The organism is Acinetobacter sp. V89_7 (assembly GCF_029967895.1).
In the GTDB taxonomy this organism is placed as follows: Bacteria; Pseudomonadota; Gammaproteobacteria; order Pseudomonadales; family Moraxellaceae; genus Acinetobacter; species Acinetobacter soli.
The window spans coordinates 270,752-288,922 of record NZ_JASCAJ010000030.1 but is presented as its reverse complement, the minus strand read 5'-3'; the positions used below and the strand labels follow the sequence as shown (position 1 = coordinate 288,922).

18 protein-coding genes are annotated in these 18,171 nt (G+C 40.2%); 6 read left to right on the top strand and 12 right to left on the bottom strand.

Features of this window, described 5'->3' with window-relative positions:
• Positions 1-45: 45 nt before the first annotated feature.
• Together QLG00_RS11215 and gcvH are read left to right on the top strand one after the other, a co-directional pair.
• Positions 46-1,071 (top strand): AraC family transcriptional regulator, encoded by a 1,026-nt coding sequence (locus QLG00_RS11215; RefSeq protein ID WP_282470999.1) that lies wholly within the window; start codon positions 46-48, stop codon positions 1,069-1,071.
• A 73-nt stretch (positions 1,072-1,144) separates the two neighbouring features.
• Positions 1,145-1,519 (top strand): glycine cleavage system protein GcvH, encoded by a 375-nt coding sequence (gcvH, locus tag QLG00_RS11210; protein WP_004937465.1) that lies wholly within the window; start codon positions 1,145-1,147, stop codon positions 1,517-1,519.
• Positions 1,520-1,571: 52 nt separating this feature from the next.
• Here gcvH and QLG00_RS11205 read toward each other — a convergent pair whose 3' ends face one another.
• Positions 1,572-2,627 (bottom strand): 3-deoxy-7-phosphoheptulonate synthase, encoded by a 1,056-nt coding sequence (locus tag QLG00_RS11205; protein WP_004937463.1) that lies wholly within the window; start codon positions 2,625-2,627, stop codon positions 1,572-1,574.
• A gap of 572 nt (positions 2,628-3,199) precedes the next feature.
• Here QLG00_RS11205 and QLG00_RS11200 point away from each other — a divergent pair.
• Positions 3,200-4,783 carry an ATP-binding cassette domain-containing protein gene (locus QLG00_RS11200; protein WP_282471029.1) on the top strand — a complete coding sequence of 528 codons (1,584 nt, stop codon included), beginning with the start codon at positions 3,200-3,202 and terminating at the stop codon, positions 4,781-4,783.
• Between the two features lie 48 nt (positions 4,784-4,831).
• Here the strand turns inward: QLG00_RS11200 and QLG00_RS11195 are convergent, their stop codons facing one another.
• Both QLG00_RS11195 and QLG00_RS11190 read right to left on the bottom strand, forming a co-directional pair.
• The gene (locus tag QLG00_RS11195) at positions 4,832-5,941 is read right to left on the bottom strand and encodes an S-(hydroxymethyl)glutathione dehydrogenase/class III alcohol dehydrogenase (RefSeq protein WP_025095096.1); all 1,110 of its coding nucleotides are present in this window, start codon (positions 5,939-5,941) and stop codon (positions 4,832-4,834) included.
• 13 nt (positions 5,942-5,954) lie between these two features.
• Positions 5,955-6,230 (bottom strand): metal/formaldehyde-sensitive transcriptional repressor, encoded by a 276-nt coding sequence (locus tag QLG00_RS11190; RefSeq protein ID WP_088458443.1) that lies wholly within the window; start codon positions 6,228-6,230, stop codon positions 5,955-5,957.
• A gap of 262 nt (positions 6,231-6,492) precedes the next feature.
• Between QLG00_RS11190 and QLG00_RS11185 the strand changes: the two genes are divergently transcribed.
• The gene (locus QLG00_RS11185; protein ID WP_282471028.1) at positions 6,493-7,977 is read left to right on the top strand and encodes a phospholipase D family protein; all 1,485 of its coding nucleotides are present in this window, start codon (positions 6,493-6,495) and stop codon (positions 7,975-7,977) included.
• A gap of 2 nt (positions 7,978-7,979) precedes the next feature.
• Here the strand turns inward: QLG00_RS11185 and QLG00_RS11180 are convergent, their stop codons facing one another.
• Positions 7,980-8,579 (bottom strand): uracil-DNA glycosylase family protein, encoded by a 600-nt coding sequence (locus QLG00_RS11180; RefSeq protein ID WP_076032513.1) that lies wholly within the window; start codon positions 8,577-8,579, stop codon positions 7,980-7,982.
• Between the two features lie 271 nt (positions 8,580-8,850).
• On the opposite strand from QLG00_RS11180, the gene QLG00_RS11175 reads away from it, so the two are divergent.
• Positions 8,851-9,294, top strand: a complete 444-nt coding sequence (locus QLG00_RS11175; RefSeq protein ID WP_282470998.1) for a GNAT family N-acetyltransferase — start codon at positions 8,851-8,853, stop codon at positions 9,292-9,294.
• A gap of 60 nt (positions 9,295-9,354) precedes the next feature.
• Here the strand turns inward: QLG00_RS11175 and QLG00_RS11170 are convergent, their stop codons facing one another.
• Genes QLG00_RS11170 through QLG00_RS11155 form a run of 4 tightly spaced genes read right to left on the bottom strand, consistent with a single transcriptional unit; the run spans position 9,355 to position 13,193 of the window.
• Positions 9,355-10,101, bottom strand: coding sequence for an SDR family oxidoreductase (locus tag QLG00_RS11170; protein WP_282470997.1), 747 nt, complete (start codon positions 10,099-10,101; stop codon positions 9,355-9,357).
• 14 nt (positions 10,102-10,115) lie between these two features.
• On the bottom strand, positions 10,116-10,814 hold the full coding sequence (locus QLG00_RS11165) for a histidine phosphatase family protein (RefSeq protein WP_104124271.1): 699 nt from the start codon (positions 10,812-10,814) through the stop codon (positions 10,116-10,118).
• Positions 10,811-11,932, bottom strand: a complete 1,122-nt coding sequence (locus tag QLG00_RS11160) for a phosphotransferase family protein (RefSeq protein WP_282470996.1) — start codon at positions 11,930-11,932, stop codon at positions 10,811-10,813. The genes QLG00_RS11165 and QLG00_RS11160 overlap by 4 nt, the downstream gene beginning before the upstream one ends.
• Before the next feature lie 16 nt (positions 11,933-11,948).
• Positions 11,949-13,193: an acyl-CoA dehydrogenase family protein gene (locus tag QLG00_RS11155; protein WP_282470995.1), complete on the bottom strand. Its 1,245-nt coding sequence runs from the start codon at positions 13,191-13,193 to the stop codon at positions 11,949-11,951.
• Between the two features lie 87 nt (positions 13,194-13,280).
• Here QLG00_RS11155 and QLG00_RS11150 point away from each other — a divergent pair, with 87 nt between their 5' ends.
• On the top strand, positions 13,281-14,210 hold the full coding sequence (locus tag QLG00_RS11150) for a LysR family transcriptional regulator (protein WP_282470994.1): 930 nt from the start codon (positions 13,281-13,283) through the stop codon (positions 14,208-14,210).
• 64 nt (positions 14,211-14,274) lie between these two features.
• On the opposite strand, the gene QLG00_RS11145 is transcribed toward QLG00_RS11150, so the two are convergent.
• From QLG00_RS11145 to QLG00_RS11130, 4 genes are all read right to left on the bottom strand, one after another.
• A complete protein-coding gene (locus QLG00_RS11145) occupies positions 14,275-14,877 on the bottom strand; it encodes a nitroreductase family protein (RefSeq protein ID WP_282470993.1) in 603 nt (200 codons plus the stop codon).
• A 130-nt stretch (positions 14,878-15,007) separates the two neighbouring features.
• Complete coding sequence (locus tag QLG00_RS11140; protein ID WP_151746261.1) at positions 15,008-15,499, bottom strand: hypothetical protein; 492 nt, start codon at positions 15,497-15,499, stop codon at positions 15,008-15,010.
• 97 nt (positions 15,500-15,596) lie between these two features.
• Positions 15,597-16,991: a class II fumarate hydratase gene (gene fumC / locus QLG00_RS11135; RefSeq protein ID WP_004937423.1), complete on the bottom strand. Its 1,395-nt coding sequence runs from the start codon at positions 16,989-16,991 to the stop codon at positions 15,597-15,599.
• Positions 16,992-17,113: 122 nt separating this feature from the next.
• The gene (locus QLG00_RS11130) at positions 17,114-18,118 is read right to left on the bottom strand and encodes an SDR family NAD(P)-dependent oxidoreductase (RefSeq protein ID WP_151795033.1); all 1,005 of its coding nucleotides are present in this window, start codon (positions 18,116-18,118) and stop codon (positions 17,114-17,116) included.
• Between the last annotated feature and the right edge of the window lie 53 nt (positions 18,119-18,171).

Genomic DNA, 18,171 nt, shown 5'->3' with positions numbered 1-18,171 from the left:
TATAACAAACGGATGACTGTAGTCTATACGCATAACGGATTAGGAATGAAAATAAATTCAGCGCGTCAGGATCAAGGAATACCTGGTGTTTATGGCCTATTACTTTTAGACGTTGTGTCTCGATGGGGATACAACGATCAGACATTGTTTGCTCCTTTTCATCTCACCAGTGAGCAGCTTGCAGATCCGGAGTATCGTATTCCCATTCATATCGCCAATGAACTGGTGAAACATGCATTACGTCTTACCGGTGAAAGTACACTGGGATACCACCTTGGCCATCAGATGCGTATCTCTATTCATGGGTTTATCGGTTATGCCATCATGACTGCAAATGACATTACCGATGCACTGGCTTTGGCAACGCGATTTATCCAGCTTCGTATGCCCTTTTTACAGCTTTACTTTTCTACCTTTGGTCCAAAAGCCACTCTTCAGTTGCAATGTGATTTTGATTTAGAGCCTTTACGCACAGAAATTATTTTAAGTTTGACCATAGGTATCATGACCATGGCCAGAGCGCTCACTGGGCGTGATGATTTAACCGGTGAAGTTGATCTGGATTTTGAACAGCCCTTTGGATTTGAAAAATATTTAAATAAAATGGCCATCAACATGCGATTTGATCAACCACATCTGATTTCAAGCTTTGATAAACAATATCTTGGTTTAAAAATGGTCAATGCAGATCCGATTGCGAGTCAAATCGCGATTAATCAATGCGAAACTGAATTGTCTGCTCTGGGTGAACGTCGTCGTTTAGCGATGCGTGTACGTGATATTTTGACCAACTCTGAACAACATTATTTGAGTATTGAGAGTGTGGCCGAACTGTTGCACATGTCTGATCGTACCCTTAAAAGACAACTTGCAGCCGAAGGTACGTCATTTTCGACACTGGTTGATGAAGTACGTTATCGACACGCGACCTCGCTACTGTCTCGAACCGATTACAGTCTTGAGCAAATCGCAGATGAACTTGGATATTCAGATGTTGCCAATTTTAGCCGGGCGTTTAAACGCTGGAGTGGACGAAGTCCAAGTAACTGGCGCAAAGACCCCTATCTATAAGCTTTTCATTTGCTTAAAAAACCTGTATAACCGCTATCAAAAATATTGAACTTTAGGATTGTGAGGAGCTGTTATGAACCATCCTTCTGAATTAAAGTATGCACGTACTCATGAATGGGCCAGAATCGAAGGCGATTTGGTTGTGACAGGAATTAGCGATCACGCTCAAGATGCACTAGGTGATCTTGTATATGTTGAAGTTCCTGAAGTGGGTAGCCGTGTTACTGCTGGTGAACAGGCAGGTGTAGTTGAGTCGGTTAAAACGGCTTCTGACATTCATGCGCCGGTGTCTGGTGTTGTGGTTGAAGTCAACACCGCACTTGAAGATGATCCTGATTTTATTAATGATGAGCCCTATGCTAAAGGCTGGATTTATAAAATCAAACCAGACAACCTGTCAGATGTAGATAATCTTTTATCGAATACAGATTACGAAGCAGGTTTATAACATAAAAAACAGGCACTTCTTCTAAAGTAGTGCCTGCCTTGCATTTTATTGCTTATGCCGATTCGAGTAACTGCTGTGCATTCAATTGCTGCGCTGCGCGCAAAAGTAGGCGTTCGGTTTTGTCCCACCCCAAGCAGCCATCCGTTACTGATTGCCCATACGTCATGTCACAAGAGATTTTCTGCTGACCATCCACTAAATGACTCTCAAGCATCACGCCACGTACATTGCTTTCTAAACGCTCTAAAATAATTTGTTCCAATACCTGTGGCTGATTCAATGGATTTTTTGAACTATTGCCATGGCTACAGTCAATCACCAACGCAGGCAATGTTCCATTGTGCTTTAATTTCATTTGATCAATTGCGTCAAGATCAAAGTTTGGTCCTTTGTTTGCACCACGTAAAATCAGGTGGGGTAAACGATTTCCATTGCTCATCAACACCGCAGGTAAACCTGATTGGCTCATCCCAAAAAATTGATGTTCATTTTTTGCCGATTGAATCGCATCTAATGCAATTTGAATTGAACCATCGGTGCCATTTTTAAAACCAATTGCAAATGGCATATGGCTCGAAATTTCTCGATGAATCTGTGATTCGCTGGTACGTGCGCCAATTGCTCCCCAAGCCAACAAATCGTCAAAATATGCTGTAGCCATTGGATTTAAAATTTCACTGGCAATTGGTAGACCTTTTTCAATGATATCAAGATATAAAGCACGTGACTGCTCAATACCACGCTGCATATTAGCCGATCCATCGAGATCCGGATCGTACATAAAACCCTTCCAACCTACTGTGGTCCGCGGTTTTTCGATGTACGCACGCATCACCAGAAAAATCTGGTCTTTCACTTGTTGTTGTAATTCAATTAATCGTGATGCGTAGTCCAATGCAGAAACTGGATCATGAATCGAACAAGGCCCAGTAATCACCAATAGTCTTGGATCTTGACCCGATAAAATATTTTCAATGGTTTGACGGTGCTCGGCAATTTGCTTAACAAGTGGCGATGATAGCGGATATTGTGCTTTTATTTGTTGTGGTAAACGAAGTTCGATTTCTTTTGAAGTGGTTTTTTCAATCAGATTATTTAGCGCGTTCATTGTAACTTCCTTTGGACTGAGTCGTTCAGTCCGATCTTTTATTTGAGCGATGTGGGACTATTGGATTGAGATTGCTGGCTAAAGTAAAACCAATAAACGTTGCTAAAATAAGTCGAGTTGAAATTAAACATGATGAATTCTCCAAAAAAGTTAAATAAAACAGCCATAAAAAAACCTGATCGGGGTTGCCGATCAGGTATTAACTTGAAGGGCAACCTTTTTGTTGCCCGAATGCAAACAGGCAACTATCTATATTGCCAAAAATAAAAATAAGCAGTGTGATGTACAGGTTGTTTTAACATGTCTGTTTCAATCAGGTAAAACGTATCTTGCCTCTAACATACGCGGACTCAAAACATTTGACAAGTGTTTTAGTAAAAAATAATTAATTGACGAGCATGTTCTTAATTGATTAATATCTAGCCACACCCTTCTTTATCTCGAGTCTCTGCCGATGAATTAAGTTCTTTTTTGTTTAACGTCATTTTTATTTGATGTACAAAATAGAACGCTATATCTATTCATGGTTCACTTGGCTCTACTTTTGTACATCCTGTTTTTTTGGAGGTCTTATGACCCAACAGGCATGTATTATTCATCAACTTCACTTTGAACTTGGTTCTACAGTTCTCTTTGATCAACTTGATTTCCAATTGAATAAACACCAGCTAACAGGCTTAATTGGACGTAATGGGCAGGGAAAAAGTCAACTTTTACAATGTCTTTTAACTCAAAAAAATATTACCGGACAAGTCGCTTGGAACTGTACTTATGCTTTTTTACCTCAACAACATCAACTCACTAATCAAACGATCGCGCAAGTATTACAGATTGAAGATACCCTCAAAGCCTTAAAACGTATCGAGTGCGGGCAAGCAACATTTGAAGATTATGATCTGGCTGAAGGTAACTGGAATTTGCCTCAATACTGGCAAGAGCAATTGAGTAAAGCGGGTTTAACCACAGCATTTGACTTTCCGGTCACAGCTTTGAGTGAAGGACAAAAAACTAAACTGGCCTTATGTCGACTTTTTAATTTAAAAGATCACTATTTGCTATTGGATGAACCGAGTAATCATCTCGATGCATCTGGTCGCGATTGGTTAATTTCCAGCTTACTGGCGCATCCTATGGGAGCACTTGTAGCGAGTCATGATCGACAACTACTCAATCAAATGCAACATATATTGGCATTGGATAATTTTGGCCTGCATGCACATAGTGGAAATTATGCCCATTACAAGCAAATTACAGATACACTAGAAGCTGCACTTGAGCTTTCGATTGATCAACACAAACGAGAGCTTAAGCAGCAAACGATCAAGCAGCATGAAACATTAATGAAGCAACAAAAAAAGCAAAGCACTGCAAAGAAAAAACGTAATAGCGGCTCCCAAGCAAAAGTAATTTTAGATTTTAAACAAAATAAGGCCGATCAACAGTTAGGACAGATCACTCGACAGCAGCATCGTCAGCTTGAATTTCAGAAAGAAGCGCTACGAGACAAAACTTCTCGACTTGAAGTCATCAAAGCGCAGCAATTCGAATTTTCATCTACCCAACCCCAATCAGGAGAATTGGTACGTCTTAATGGTGTGTTACATCCATACCACTGCAATCTAACCTTTCATTTTGCATTCCTAGCACATGAAAAATTGCATCTATGTGGTGAGAACGGTGCTGGAAAATCGACCTTATTACATTTGATTGCTCGTCTTCATACTTCTGATGACTCCCTTTTTTTTAAACGGGCTCGCTGTTTGTATCTTGACCAAAGATTTAGTTTCCTCGATTCAAGATATTCTGCCGTAGAAAATTTACGTTTACTGAATTCTGAATATGACGAAGTATTCTGGCGAAACAAGTTAGGTCAGTTGCGTCTGCGGGGAGATAGCACACTCAGACCTATTGGCCAATTAAGTGGCGGAGAGCAACTCAAAGTGGCACTGACGGCTCTTGCCTATCCTGCTGAGTCAATTGATCTTTTACTATTGGATGAACCCGAAAATTATCTCGATATTGTATCAAGGGGGCTACTTGCATGTGCAATACGCGATTTTAAAGGTGCTGTTATTTTAGTCTCACATGATGTGGATTTCGTTCGTCAATGTGGTATTCACCAAGAAATTCATATGTCAGAAGTTATAAAGGCTTAAGTACATTGTGTACCTAAGCCTTGAGTTGGATTTAACAGACCAGAAGTCTTAAAAATGAATGACACTACGAATAGATTTACCTTCATGCATCAAATCGAATGCATGATTAATCTCATCGAGTGACATGGTGTGAGTGACAAAAGGTTCAAGTTGAATATCACCCTTCATCGCATCTTCAACCATTTTTGGCAGTTGACTACGACCTTTTACACCACCAAAGGCAGTTCCCATCCATTTACGGCCGGTCACTAACTGAAATGGTCGAGTTGAAATTTCCTGCCCAGATCCCGCAACACCAATAATCACAGACTGTCCCCAGCCACGATGTGCACACTCTAGAGCAGAACGCATTACGTTGACGTTGCCAATACATTCAAACGAGTGATCTACACCCCAACCTGTCATTTCAACAATCACTTGCTGAATCGGTTTGTCGTATTCTTTTGGGTTTAAAAAGTCTGTTGCACCAAATTCTTTAGCCAATTCAAATTTATCTGGGTTGGTATCGACAACAATGATTCGTCCAGCTTTGGCCTGACGTGCACCCTGAACCACAGCCAGACCAATACCGCCTAAACCAAATACGGCAACAGAATCACCTTCTTGTACTTTTGCTGTATTGTGTACGGCACCAATTCCAGTTGTGACGCCACATCCAAGTAAACACACTTGTTCATGATTGGCTTCAGGATTAATTTTCGCCAGTGAAACCTCAGCCACCACCGTATATTCACTAAAAGTTGAGCAACCCATATAATGATAGATTGGCTCTCCATTATAAGAAAAACGCGTGGTGCCATCTGGCATAACACCTTTACCTTGTGTTGCACGAACAGATACACACAGATTGGTTTTATTTGATTTACAAAATAGGCACTCACCGCATTCTGCTGTGTAAAGTGGAATTACATGGTCACCCGGTTTTACACTGGTGACACCCTCTCCCACCTCGACTACCACACCGGCACCTTCATGCCCCAAAATGGCAGGAAATACACCTTCAGGATCATCACCTGAAAGTGTAAAAGCGTCGGTATGACACACGCCTGTATGTGTCACTTTAATTAGCACTTCCCCTGCCTGAGGCGGTGCTACATCGACTTCTACAATCTGTAAAGGTTGTCCCGGTCCAAACGCTACGGCCGCACGTGATTTCATGTGTATCTCCTGATTATTTTAAATAGGATTTTAAGATCTTACTAATTTCGACAAGCTCGGTACTTCGTTCTTGCTCGGTGGTATCGCCAGCAACCAGCGTATCTTTCAAATGTACCTCGAGCATTTCATTCATTAAGCCATTCATTGCACCACGTGTCGCACAGATCTGCTGAAGAATATCGGCACAAGCCGTATCGCCTTCAAGCGCGCGCTCAATGGCCTGCACTTGGCCCTGAATTTTTTTTACACGAAGAATAATTTTTTTCTTGTCTTCAATTTGCTTTGGCATAAACAATCACTTTGCACTGATTCATATACTATACCCAAGTATAGTAATAAGTAAAATATAAAACTTGTAAGAAATTTATTTATGAAGAACGGAAATTTTTGATCCTTGATGTCTGACTTGATATGCTTAAGATGAAAATAGCGTTGAATTGACAATAAAAATATAAACTGATGTTCTAATTCTGGAAAATATCATGTGGTGGATTCATCAAACTCAAAACTTTTTAAGATATTTTTTGATTTTAAGTTTTAGCTTGATCTCGATGGGATTACAAGCTTCACAAAGCGAGAAAAATTTGATTGAACAAAGTACGTGGCTTAACGATCCATCTGCCCAGCAAAAGATTCAGCAAGGCCTCACGGCCTATGTTGCACTCGATGATGCCTTTATTAGTATTGCCTCACGTATTTATCTGATTCGAAAGGCCAAACATACGATCGATTTGCAGTATTACATTTGGCACAATGATTTTGTGGGTCAGTTAATGCTTCACGAATTACTCAAGGCAGCAGATCGTGGAGTAAAAGTTCGGCTTTTGATTGATGATCAAAACGGTACACAGCTTGATTCAACAATTCAGGCGCTGGCACAACATCCAAACATTGAGTTTAAATTTTTTAATCCCTATCGATTTCGACGTTTTAGAGCTTTAGATTTTGTCTTGCGGCCATATGAGATTAATCACCGCATGCACAACAAACTTATTGTTGCTGATGATCTGATTGCTGTAACAGGTGGACGCAATATCAGTAGTGAATATTTTGAAGCCAGCTACAAGTTTCAGTTTACAGATTTAGATATTCTGTTTTACGGCACGGCAGCAGCACAAGCAAAGCAGACTTTTGAAAATTTTTGGACGTCTTCGCGCTCCGTCAATGCAACACATATATTAAAAACGTCTACACCTCAAGATTTAATCAATTTACGTCAAACCTACCAAGAAAATGAACGTATTGATACGCCGACTGAAGATAAAATCAATGACGCGCAAGCAGAGCTAAATCAGCTCTTAAAACAAGGTTATACTGTAAATTGGGCTAAAGCACATTTTGTAGCCGACTCACCCAAGAAAATCTCACGGACGGCCAAAGGTCAAGAGCTAATTTATAATCAGATTTTTGCACTCATGGGCCATCCAAAACAGCATCTGGAGCTGGTATCGGCTTACTTTGTCCCTACTCAAGCCGGTGCAGACTATTTGGTTCAATTGAGTCAGAAGCGGGTCGATATACGCGTGCTGACCAATTCGTTTGCCGCCAACGACGTGGCGATTGTGCATGCATTTTATAGTCAGTATCGTCGGGAGTTGCTTCAAAACGGCATTAAACTTTATGAGTTTAAGCCGATTATTGAGCGTACACGCCCAACATGGTACGAAAAAATGACCGGCCGCGTCATTCCGGCAAAAGGCAAAAAAAGCTCAAGCTTGCATGCCAAATTTTTTGATGTAGATGGGAAAGTCTTTATTGGATCATTTAATTTTGATCCTCGATCTGCCTATATCAATACAGAGGTCGGACTAGTGGTTGAGTCGGAAGCACTGCAAGCCCAAATTCAACAGGTTTTAGATGAGTATTTACCCGTGATTGCCTATGAGCTTAAATTAGATGCTTCAGGTGAATTGATCTGGCTCGATCACCAAGCCAATGGTCAGACTATCGTTTATCGTCATGACCCGCAAACCACTCGCTTTCAGCGCTGGATTATGAAATGGGTGGCTTATTTACCAATTGAGTGGATGATGTAACTCTAGAGCAAGCCTGTAGCTTCAAATAGTGCTGCATAAGCGTGTGCTTTTTTTTCTAATGCCAGTGGGTATGCTCTAGAAGATGATGGCATTCGATATAAATTGAATTTACGCTGTAAAAATATCGTTTGACTGGGCGTACCAATGACAGGTTTTGTGGTAGATGGCTCAAAAGACTGCATCAAGGTGTCGGTGGCCTTGTCTCCAGTGGTCACAATGGTACTGCACACTGGAATTTGACGCAGTAACTGCTCAAGATCAGTGGATTTCACAATGTCTAAAAACTTATCCGAGGCATTGCCTTTCAATCGTTTTACTTGATAGGCCGTATCAAAAATTGCAATTCCTTTTTCTGTCAAAAAATGCCGGATTTTATCTTCATGAAAATTTTTATGTTCAAGATTTAAAAAGTAATCTTTATTATTAAAAAAGATTAGACCAAAAATACGCCACATGTCGTTTTGATAATTAGGATAATAAAAGTCCATTTTCCAACGTTCCTTTGGAGGTGGGAAGCTACCCAACATCAATAACTTTGCGTTGACGGGTAAAAATGGCGCGAGCGGATGCGTTTCAATCTGTGAAATTTCGTCTATGCTCATAAAGCTTAAGATACAAGTAAGTTATTGGGTATTTTAACTGATCATCGCCTTATTTTTCTCAAGTTCAACTCGCAATTTTCAGTACTAATTAATTAGTGATATCAGCATGAATACGTGAATATTTCTATACAATAACTTAAACGAATTAGATTTTCTTAACACACTTCATGTATTCAGTTAAAATTTTATATAAATTAATCTTAATTCAAGAAAAATAAGATAAAGTTAAATCGCATCAATACGTTAATACAAGAAAGTGAGTAACTTTAAAATGACAATTCGATTTGTTGAAGCGAATGATTTTGAGGCTTGGTTGACTCTTTGGAAAGGTTATCAAGAATTTTATCAATCATCGATTGATGATCAAGTGACACGCAGCACCTTTTCACGTTTTCTTACAGAACAAGAACCGGTGTACTGTTTAGTGATTGAAGATGAATCACAAAAGATCATTGGATTTGTACATTATATTTTTCATCGTAGTACATGGTCAGAAGGCAATTACTGTTACTTACAAGATCTATTTGTCGATCCTGCACAACGAACTTCAGGTATTGGTCGTAAACTCATCGAAGAAGTGTATAAGATTGCAGAAGAAAAGAAATGCTCACGCGTTTACTGGCTCACGCAAGAAACCAATTATCAAGCTCGAATGCTCTATGATCGAATCGCCGACAATTCTGGCTTTATTCAATACAGAAAATTATTTCATTAAACTCACCAACTACCGATCGCGTTGCATTCAATGAGCAGCGCGATCTTTTTGTATTTGCATTTATCCACTGAGTTTATTTACCACTCTAAGCGGTAATACTTTCATAGCCAATGCAATTGGTCGCCATGGCCACTCCGGTACGTAGGCTTTAACCGGTTCTTTTTCGATGGCCTTTACTAAAAGGCGTGAGCCAGTTGCTTCATCAACCTCAAATGGTAAATGTTTTGCGCCTTCATTCAGCTCTGTTCGAATATATCCCGGAAATATGGTCGAAATCTTAATAGGCGTATCAATTAACTCAGCTCGAATACCTTCTGCTAAGTGTGCAATACCCGCCTTACTGGCAGCATAAGCAGAAAGATGCTTCGGGAGCCCTCGAATGGCACTGACCGATGAAATCACCACCAAGTGTCCTGCATTTTGCTGTCTAAAAATTTCAACTGCAGCCTCGCATTGTGCCAAAGCTGAAATGAAATTGGTTTCCGCTGTGGCACGATTGACTTCAAAATGTCCTTTTCCTATACGACGTCCTTCTCCTACACCTGCATTTACAATAATTCGCTCCAAACGACCAAAGTCATGCTGGAAAGCTTTAAAGACTTCAAATACCTGCTGGTAGTCAGTTACATCGAGTGATCGGGTTTTTACGATAATGTCGTATTGTGCCTCTAACTCTGCTTTTAATACATCGAGTCGCTCAAGCCGCCGTGCGCAAATCGCAAGGTTATACCCTTTTTTTGCAAACTCTCGCGCCATGCCTGCGCCTAAGCCTGAACTCGCACCTGTAATCAGTATTGTTTTTGCCATTTAAAAAGTATCCTTTATATCCATGTGAGTAAGTCTCGATTTTTTGCTTTTATAAAATGATGCTCATTGAGACTTAAAAGTTGTGGCTCATTCCCTACTAGTCTTAAGGTTGTTATGCTGGCATTGGTAATGGCCCAATTCAGTGCAAAAGTCCGGTTGGGATTGAGTTCGAGAATTTTTCCAGCAGCAACTGATACCACACCCCCAGAGGTGAATACGACAGCATATCTGGGCTTTAAAACTGAAAGCTCATTACATAGTTGCGCTAAAGTTGTTTCAACTCGAGATTTGAAATCTGGCCACGATTCTTCGTACTCGTGATGAAACGCGCCATCTGTCCATCTGGAAACTGCATTTTCAAAAATTTGCCCTAGATAGTCTCTCGGATTAGATGCTTTGGCGACCTCTTGTTTAAGTAATTCAGGTTGTTTAAAGCGTGGGTCGTAATTTGCAAATACCTGTTGATGATTAAACTCATTCCAGCCCGCATGGGTATGAATATTCGCTTCGGGAAAACACTGCTTAAGCGCACCTTGCGCCGTTTGCATATGGCGTTTCATTGTACCTGCCACCACATAAGGCGCTTCACTTAAAATTTGTTTGAAATACTGGCCCAGTAATTCTGCTTGAGACTGCCCTGTAGGAGATAATTCATCATAATTTGCTTTACCAAAGGAAGCCTGACCATGACGAACCAGATAAATTGTGGTCATTTCTTTAAGATTCCTTGAACTTTGTGAAGATATTTGGTGTTGATCTTGCTTTGTTTGAACTTTTCGGCAGCAATTAATTTTAAAGCACGGATATGAAGTGCATGAATCACAATCCAGAAATCCTTAAAAGCCTGATTTTTTGTCTGTTTATGAAAATATCGGTAATAAATTTGCTGTGCAATCACAGCCAGGCGAAAAACACCAAATACCTCATAAAACGTCCAGTTCGTTGTATCTAAACCGGTCTGACGCATGTAGTAGTCCACCACTTGTTTGCGAGTGAACATTCCTTTTAAATGTGTGGGCTGACGACGGGTCGATTTGAAAATCATGTTGTCTGTTTCTTCTACCCAGTAAGCCAACGCATTTCCCAAATCCATGAGTGGATCACCCAGCGTCGCCATTTCCCAATCGAGTACGCCTATCACATTTGTTGGTGACTCAGGATCAAGGATCACATTATCAAATCGCCAGTCATTATGAATAATGCAAATTTTTGATTCTTTAGGTGTGTTGTCTTTTAGCCACTGTCGAACATATCCAAACGATGGCACATTGATGGTTCTTGCTTTTTCATAACGTTTATCCCATCCCTCGACCTGGCGCTGGCAATAGCCTTCACCTTTGCCCAGATCTTTTAACTCAGTCGCTTCATAAGGTACTTGGTGGAGTTCAATTAACCGATCCAGTACATTTCGACAGAGTTGATTGATTTGTTCTTCATTTAATTGAAGTTCCGGCGGAAGTTTTGCACGAGGTATAATTCCTTCGATACGCCGCATCACATAAAAGTCACAACCGATCACATGTGGATCTTGGCACAATGCAATCATCTCAGGCACTACTGGATAATAGGCTGCCAAGTGTTTTTGTACAAAAAATTCTCGTGCCATATCATGAGCAGATTTCGCTTTAGTACCGTTGGGTGGGCGCCGTAAGATCAGATCCACATTAAGGTATTTCAGCCGATAGGTCCAGTTGGATGCGCCGCCCGTGTATTGTGTCAGCTCCACCTGTCCTTCAAGTACGATTCCTTGCTGTTTTAACCATGATTCAACCGCATGGATGTCTAACTCTTCTCCCTCTTGAACCGAACCACCCAAATCAATGACTGACATAAATTTTCCTTATTCTTTATTGTGAAGGTTTAGACCGGCCATAGCCACGTTTCGCAAGCTCTAACCGAGCAATCATGCCTTTATGCACCTCATCTGGCCCATCGGCCAATCTTAGACTTCGTGCATGAATAAAAAAGGCAGATAGCATGGTATCGCGTGAAAGCCCAGCTCCGCCATGGAGCTGGATTGCCATATCTACCACTTTTTCTAGTACATTGGGTGCAACTAGCTTGATGGCTGAAATTTCTGTGAGTGCAGCCAAAGTTCCATAAGTATCCATTTTGAATGCAGCATATAAGGTAAGTAAGCGTGCTTGATCAATTGCAACGCGTGCCTCTGCGACGCGTTCGAGATTTCCGCCCAGTTTGAGCAACTCTTTACCAAATGCCGTACGTGACATACCCCGATCAATCATTAACTCGAGTGACTTTTCTGCGGCTCCAATGCATCGCATACAATGGTGAATACGCCCGGGGCCTAATCGCCCTTGTGCAATTTCAAAACCTTGACCTGCACCGCCGATAAAATTTTCTATAGGGACCCGCACCTGATCAAAAATAACTTCTCCATGACCATGCGGTGCATCATATTCCCCAAAAACAGACAACATTCGCTGGATTTTGACACCGGGTCTATCAAGCGGTACCAGCACCATCGAATGCTGATGATGTCGATCTTTACTGGTATCAGGCGTATGTGCCATAAAAATGATGAGTTTTGCATTTGGATCACCCAAACCCGATGACCACCACTTTCGGCCATTGAGTACAATTTCATTACCTTCAATAACCGCGGTTGCTTGCATATTGGTTGCATCACTTGAAGCAACATCAGGTTCAGTCATACAAAAAACGGAACGAATTTTGCCGTTTAAAAGCGGCATGAGCCAATCATTTTTTTGCTGCTCAGTACCATAGCGCCATAGCAACTCTATGTTGCCGGTGTCTGGTGCACTACAGTTAAATACAATCGGTGCCAAAAGGCTTCTACCTGTTAACTCTGCTATGTGTGCATACTCCTGAACAGATAGCCCTGCGCCAAGCTCACTGTCGGGTAAGAAAAGATTCCATAAACCCGCCGCTCTGGCTTTGGCTTTCAATACTTCAAGCTGCTCTGGCCAAACCCAAGTCGTCCAGTCGCCGTTGGGATTCATTTGATGTACATCATCCCAAAACTTTAATTCAATCGGTTCTATTTCGTTATGAATGAAGTCTCGTGTTCTATTCACAAAATCTTGAGCACGCTCTGAAAGTTTAAACATTTTTATTCCTAATTCGTTGTGTTTATCCTTTACTCACCATAAACGTAAATTTATTATGCATGAAATGATTTTATTAAATACTTCACTATGAATGAAATTCATAAGTTTGATACTGCGCAACACTACCTAGATCTAAGCTTATTTCATCGCATTGATATCAACTTATATCCACTGTTTGTTGCAATTTTTGAACAAAAAAGTATTTCGAGAGCCGCGCAAAGTTTATCCATTAGTCAATCGGCTGCCAGTCATGCTTTACAGCGTTTAAGAGTTCAACTTGAAGATGAGGTATTTATACGTCTCGGCAATAGCATGCAACCTACACCATTTGCAGAACATATCTATCCTGTCATTAAAAACGCACTGATTCTTTTTCAAAATATTAGTCAACAAAAAAAGAGTTTTGATCCGAGCCTCATTAAAACATTAAGAATTGCTATCCATGACGAGATTGAACCACTTGTTTTGCCTAAAATCATTCAGCATTTTGAGCAGATCGATCAAAATATTGAGTTTAGTAGTATCAAACTCAATCGAAATACCATTCAAAATGATCTATTAAATCAACAGCTCGATTTTATTATCGATGTAGAGTCGCCAACGCATGACAGCATTGGTTTTCAAGCTTTACTGAAAGATCATTATGTTATTTGCAGCCAAAAATCTGTCATGAATGCTGAAATTTATCAATATGGTCTGCATATTGGGGTGTCTTCACGCCGTACAGGTACATTGCTTGAAGATGTGTATCTTCATCGGCAAGGTATTCATCGTGAAATTTTTTTACGTTGCCAGCATTATTCGACAGCACTCAAAATTTTAGAATATAACCGCGATGCAATATTAACTTTACCAAGTGCAGTATTGAGCCATTTGTCTTACGCAACCAATTTGACGATTCATTCAATACCTTTTGAATTGCCCACTTTTACGATTGGTATTTATTGGTCAGATGCATTGATTGATAATTTGAGATATGAGTTTTTAAAAAAAGAAATTATTTCATTATTTGCTTAGGCTATTTTAAATGATAAATCGAGTATAGATTATTTCAACTATCTCGATTTATCATTTTGATCAGTTACTTGAAAATTTTAAAGCGTGTTTCATCGTCAATATATGACTTTTCGGCAGCTGGTGCCTCAATTGAACCAAACACCAATTGTGCACGTAGTTTCCAGCTCGATGGAACAGCCCATTCAGCATGGACTTTGTCATCGACGATAGGATTATAGTGCTGTAAAGATGCCCCCACATTTTCAGCTGCAAGTGCTGTCCATACTGCAAGTTGCGCCATAGCAGTCGAATGCTCGGACCAAACCGGAAAATTATCTGCATACAAGGCAAATTTTTCTTGAAGCTCCTGAATGACATTTTGATTTTCAAAAAATAAAATAGTTCCCACCCCTGCCGCAAAGCTATCCATTTTTTTGCTGGTTTTTTCTGCTGCGGCATCATCTGTGGCGTATTCTTTGAGTTTTTTTTTGACGAATCCCCAAAATTTTTCATGTTCTGCATCAAATAAGATAACTGCTCGAGAAGACTGAGAATTAAACGAAGATGGGCTTTGGCGTATTGCTTCTTGAATGAGTTCAGTTAATTGTTCTGGCGTTTGCTGAATATTTTTGCCAATAGCGTAAATGGTGCGACGATTTTGAAGTAAGGATATTACTGGATTGGTCATGTGCTCAAATTCCTTGCTGCAGCAATGGTAATAAATGGAAAAACCACTATTTTTATAGCATGATTTATGCCAGATCGCTGCAGAAGGTATTTGAATTTATACGATATATTTTTTACTTTTTGTTCAACGATTAAAGTTTTACAAGTAGAACATTCGAGCTCACTTCATCTTTCCAGAGTTCGCGTAATGTTGGTAAATAAAATTTTTCACCAATCTCGGATAGTTCTGCATCGATTAAAGTGTGTACTTCATGAATAAAAATGTAGTCCAGCTCGACCATATTTAGTTTTGTATGACTGGCACTCATTTGCTTACGTTTGGTTTGTGCTTGTTTAAGCACCTGATTGGTAAATTCTTTATCTTTATATGCTGTTAATGCATTAAGGCGTAATTCGATTATGCCCCATGCCTCTACAAGTTTCTTGAATGTGGTGAAATCTTTCGATGTAGATTCCCATGTAACATTTTCAAGATTATTGTCTTCGGGTAATACAGGAAGTAATAAATCAGCGGTACTTGGAAATATTTTTTTTAGATTAATTAAAAATTTAACAGGTTGATCACTCGGATAATCACGAAATTGAACATTTTTTTGAATATCTGTTAAATACACGTCAAGCATGGGAAATTTCATCAGCAGTCTTTATCAGGATGTCACATTGTACGTGTTTGCTCGTCAGATAAAAACTGCTGATGTGTGATTTCAGTGCAATTGCAAGTTATTTTGCATTAGGTGAAACCATTTTTTCTGGACGAACAATTTCATCAAACTGTTGTTCGCTCACCAATTCAAGTTCAACTGCCACTTGTTTAAGGGTTTTATTTTCTTTGTAGGCAGTTTTGGCGACCTTCGCTGCATTCTCATATCCAATTACAGGGTTTAATGCAGTGACCAGCATCAATGAATTGTGCAAGAAGTGATCGATCTTATCTCGATTTGGCTCAATACCCACCGCACAATGATCATTAAAGCTATTACATGCATCGCCTAAAAGCTGAATAGACTGTAATAAGTTAAATGCAATTACTGGCATAAATACGTTCAGCTCAAAGTTACCAGATGCACCTGCTACATTGATCGTGGTGTCATTACCAAGTACCTGAGCAACCACCATAGTCATGGCTTCACTTTGTGTCGGATTAACCTTACCCGGCATGATACTTGATCCTGGTTCGTTTTCTGGAATACGAATTTCACCAAAACCACAGCGTGGACCGCTCGCCAGCCAACGAATATCATTGGCAATTTTGTTTAAACTCACTGCCAGTGTTTTAAGCGCGCCCGATGCAAATACAGCCGCATCACGTCCTGCGAGTGCTTCAAACTTATTTGGTGCAGTGACAAAAGGTAAACCTGTTTGCTTGGCCAACTCGGCAGCAGCCTGAACTGCATAATCAGGATGAGCATTTAAGCCAGTGCCTACAGCCGTTCCACCTAAAGGTAATTCGTATAAGCCTTCCAGTGCTTGTTTTAAACGGTGCAAACCATGCTCAAGCTGAGAAACATAACCAGAAAACTCTTGCCCGAGTGTGAGTGGGGTTGCGTCTTGTAAATGAGTGCGTCCGATTTTAACAATGTCATTAAATTCATCAGACTTTTGTTGCAACGTCGCTTTTAGGCGTGTTACTGCAGGAATAAGCAATTCATTAATCTGAAGGCTTGCAGCCACATGAATCGCGGTTGGAAACGAATCATTGGTCGATTGAGCACGGTTGACGTGATCATTAGGATGTACAGGTGACTGTGATCCTAATGCATTTCCCAATTTTTGATTGGCAATATTTGCAATCACTTCGTTGCAGTTCATATTGCTTTGCGTACCAGACCCTGTCTGCCAGACCACCAGTGGAAATTGTGAGTCCCACTTCCCTTCAATTACATCATCTGCCGCATCAACAATATAAGCAGATAAATCTTGAGGTAATTGGCCCAAGCTTGCATTGGTGATGGCTGCAGATTTTTTCACTAAACCCATCGCACGAATCATGGCACGAGGTAAACGCTCTTGACCAATTTTAAAGTTTTGCAAACTACGTTGCGTTTGAGCTCCCCACATTGCATCGTTTGGGACTTCGACTTCACCCATCGTGTCGTGTTCAATTCGAGTTTGCATAAAAACCTCTATTATCCATAATGATTAATGACAAGTACGGGCTAGAGCAACCGTTACGATTACTTGGCTGGTCATGAAATACTAATAAAGCCAGCTCAATTTGTAAATAAGAATCATTTTTATTACATTTTAAGTGTATTTTGATAGAACTGCCATTGGTGCTCAAGTATTTGCTGTAGAGTACGTTTCGGTTTCCAGTTTAATGTTTTTTCAGCTTTGCTGATATCTGCACCAAGTTGTGCCAATTCGTCTACAGCAAACATGGCATCGTGTGTATTAATCTGAGTTTGAGTAATGGTACTTATTTGCTCAAGTAGAGATTGAATCGAAGTCACATGATCATGTGCAATATTAAATGCTTCACACGTATGCTCTTGATGGTTGAGCCAGTATAAACTTGCGAGTACGGCTTCACATGCATCGAGCACATGCAAAAAACTTCGTTCTACGGTTTGATCATCGGTAAGAGCTTGATGCTGTAATTCCAGATAATCCCGTTGCATGGCGGCAACCTGCATCGCGAGTGGAATAATATTTTTTGGTAATTGAGGCACCATTTCTCCGAGTACCCCATGTTCAAAGGCACCGGCAATATTGGAAAGTCTCAAGATGGCGATTTTCCATTCATGATCTGTTTTATACGTATCTCGTATGATTTCTTCAATCATTTGCTGAGATTTAATATATGGATTGGGATAAGTGGTATTAAAAGACGTATCTTCTGTAAGATTTAATCCAGAAGCGCCATACACCGCTAAGCTTGAGAGATGAACCAGTTTTCTTACACCTGTACGCTGCATAGAACGCAACAAGCTCATGATACAACTAACATTGTCATTATAATACTCAAGCGGTTTAAGCTTGGATTCTTCGAGTGCTTTAAAACCTGCGGTGTGTACGACAGCATCAATTGAATATTGCTCAAAAACTTTATTTAATGCGGGTGTGTTGCGAACGTCTACTTTCACAAATGGCACGTACATACCGGAAATATATTCTAATCGTTCTAATGTTTGTAAAGATGCATTGGCCAAGTTATCGACCAATATAACCTCTTGACCTTGAGCCAGAAGACTCAAAGCAATGTGTGACCCAAGAAAGCCTAAACCACCTGTCACTAAAATCATTGTATACTTACCTTTTTATAATGTGTAAATAGCTCATCTGTTATCAGACGCAT

Coding starts and splice junctions, on each gene's coding strand:
- QLG00_RS11215 (WP_282470999.1), top strand. CDS start 46: ATGAAAATAAATTCAGCGCGTCAGGATCAAGGAATACCTGGTGTTTAT.
- gcvH (WP_004937465.1), top strand. CDS start 1,145: ATGAACCATCCTTCTGAATTAAAGTATGCACGTACTCATGAATGGGCC.
- QLG00_RS11205 (WP_004937463.1), bottom strand. CDS start 2,627: ATGAACGCGCTAAATAATCTGATTGAAAAAACCACTTCAAAAGAAATC.
- QLG00_RS11200 (WP_282471029.1), top strand. CDS start 3,200: ATGACCCAACAGGCATGTATTATTCATCAACTTCACTTTGAACTTGGT.
- QLG00_RS11195 (WP_025095096.1), bottom strand. CDS start 5,941: ATGAAATCACGTGCGGCCGTAGCGTTTGGACCGGGACAACCTTTACAG.
- QLG00_RS11190 (WP_088458443.1), bottom strand. CDS start 6,230: ATGCCAAAGCAAATTGAAGACAAGAAAAAAATTATTCTTCGTGTAAAA.
- QLG00_RS11185 (WP_282471028.1), top strand. CDS start 6,493: ATGGGATTACAAGCTTCACAAAGCGAGAAAAATTTGATTGAACAAAGT.
- QLG00_RS11180 (WP_076032513.1), bottom strand. CDS start 8,579: ATGAGCATAGACGAAATTTCACAGATTGAAACGCATCCGCTCGCGCCA.
- QLG00_RS11175 (WP_282470998.1), top strand. CDS start 8,851: ATGACAATTCGATTTGTTGAAGCGAATGATTTTGAGGCTTGGTTGACT.
- QLG00_RS11170 (WP_282470997.1), bottom strand. CDS start 10,101: ATGGCAAAAACAATACTGATTACAGGTGCGAGTTCAGGCTTAGGCGCA.
- QLG00_RS11165 (WP_104124271.1), bottom strand. CDS start 10,814: ATGACCACAATTTATCTGGTTCGTCATGGTCAGGCTTCCTTTGGTAAA.
- QLG00_RS11160 (WP_282470996.1), bottom strand. CDS start 11,932: ATGTCAGTCATTGATTTGGGTGGTTCGGTTCAAGAGGGAGAAGAGTTA.
- QLG00_RS11155 (WP_282470995.1), bottom strand. CDS start 13,193: ATGTTTAAACTTTCAGAGCGTGCTCAAGATTTTGTGAATAGAACACGA.
- QLG00_RS11150 (WP_282470994.1), top strand. CDS start 13,281: ATGAATGAAATTCATAAGTTTGATACTGCGCAACACTACCTAGATCTA.
- QLG00_RS11145 (WP_282470993.1), bottom strand. CDS start 14,877: ATGACCAATCCAGTAATATCCTTACTTCAAAATCGTCGCACCATTTAC.
- QLG00_RS11140 (WP_151746261.1), bottom strand. CDS start 15,499: ATGCTTGACGTGTATTTAACAGATATTCAAAAAAATGTTCAATTTCGT.
- fumC (WP_004937423.1), bottom strand. CDS start 16,991: ATGCAAACTCGAATTGAACACGACACGATGGGTGAAGTCGAAGTCCCA.
- QLG00_RS11130 (WP_151795033.1), bottom strand. CDS start 18,118: ATGATTTTAGTGACAGGTGGTTTAGGCTTTCTTGGGTCACACATTGCT.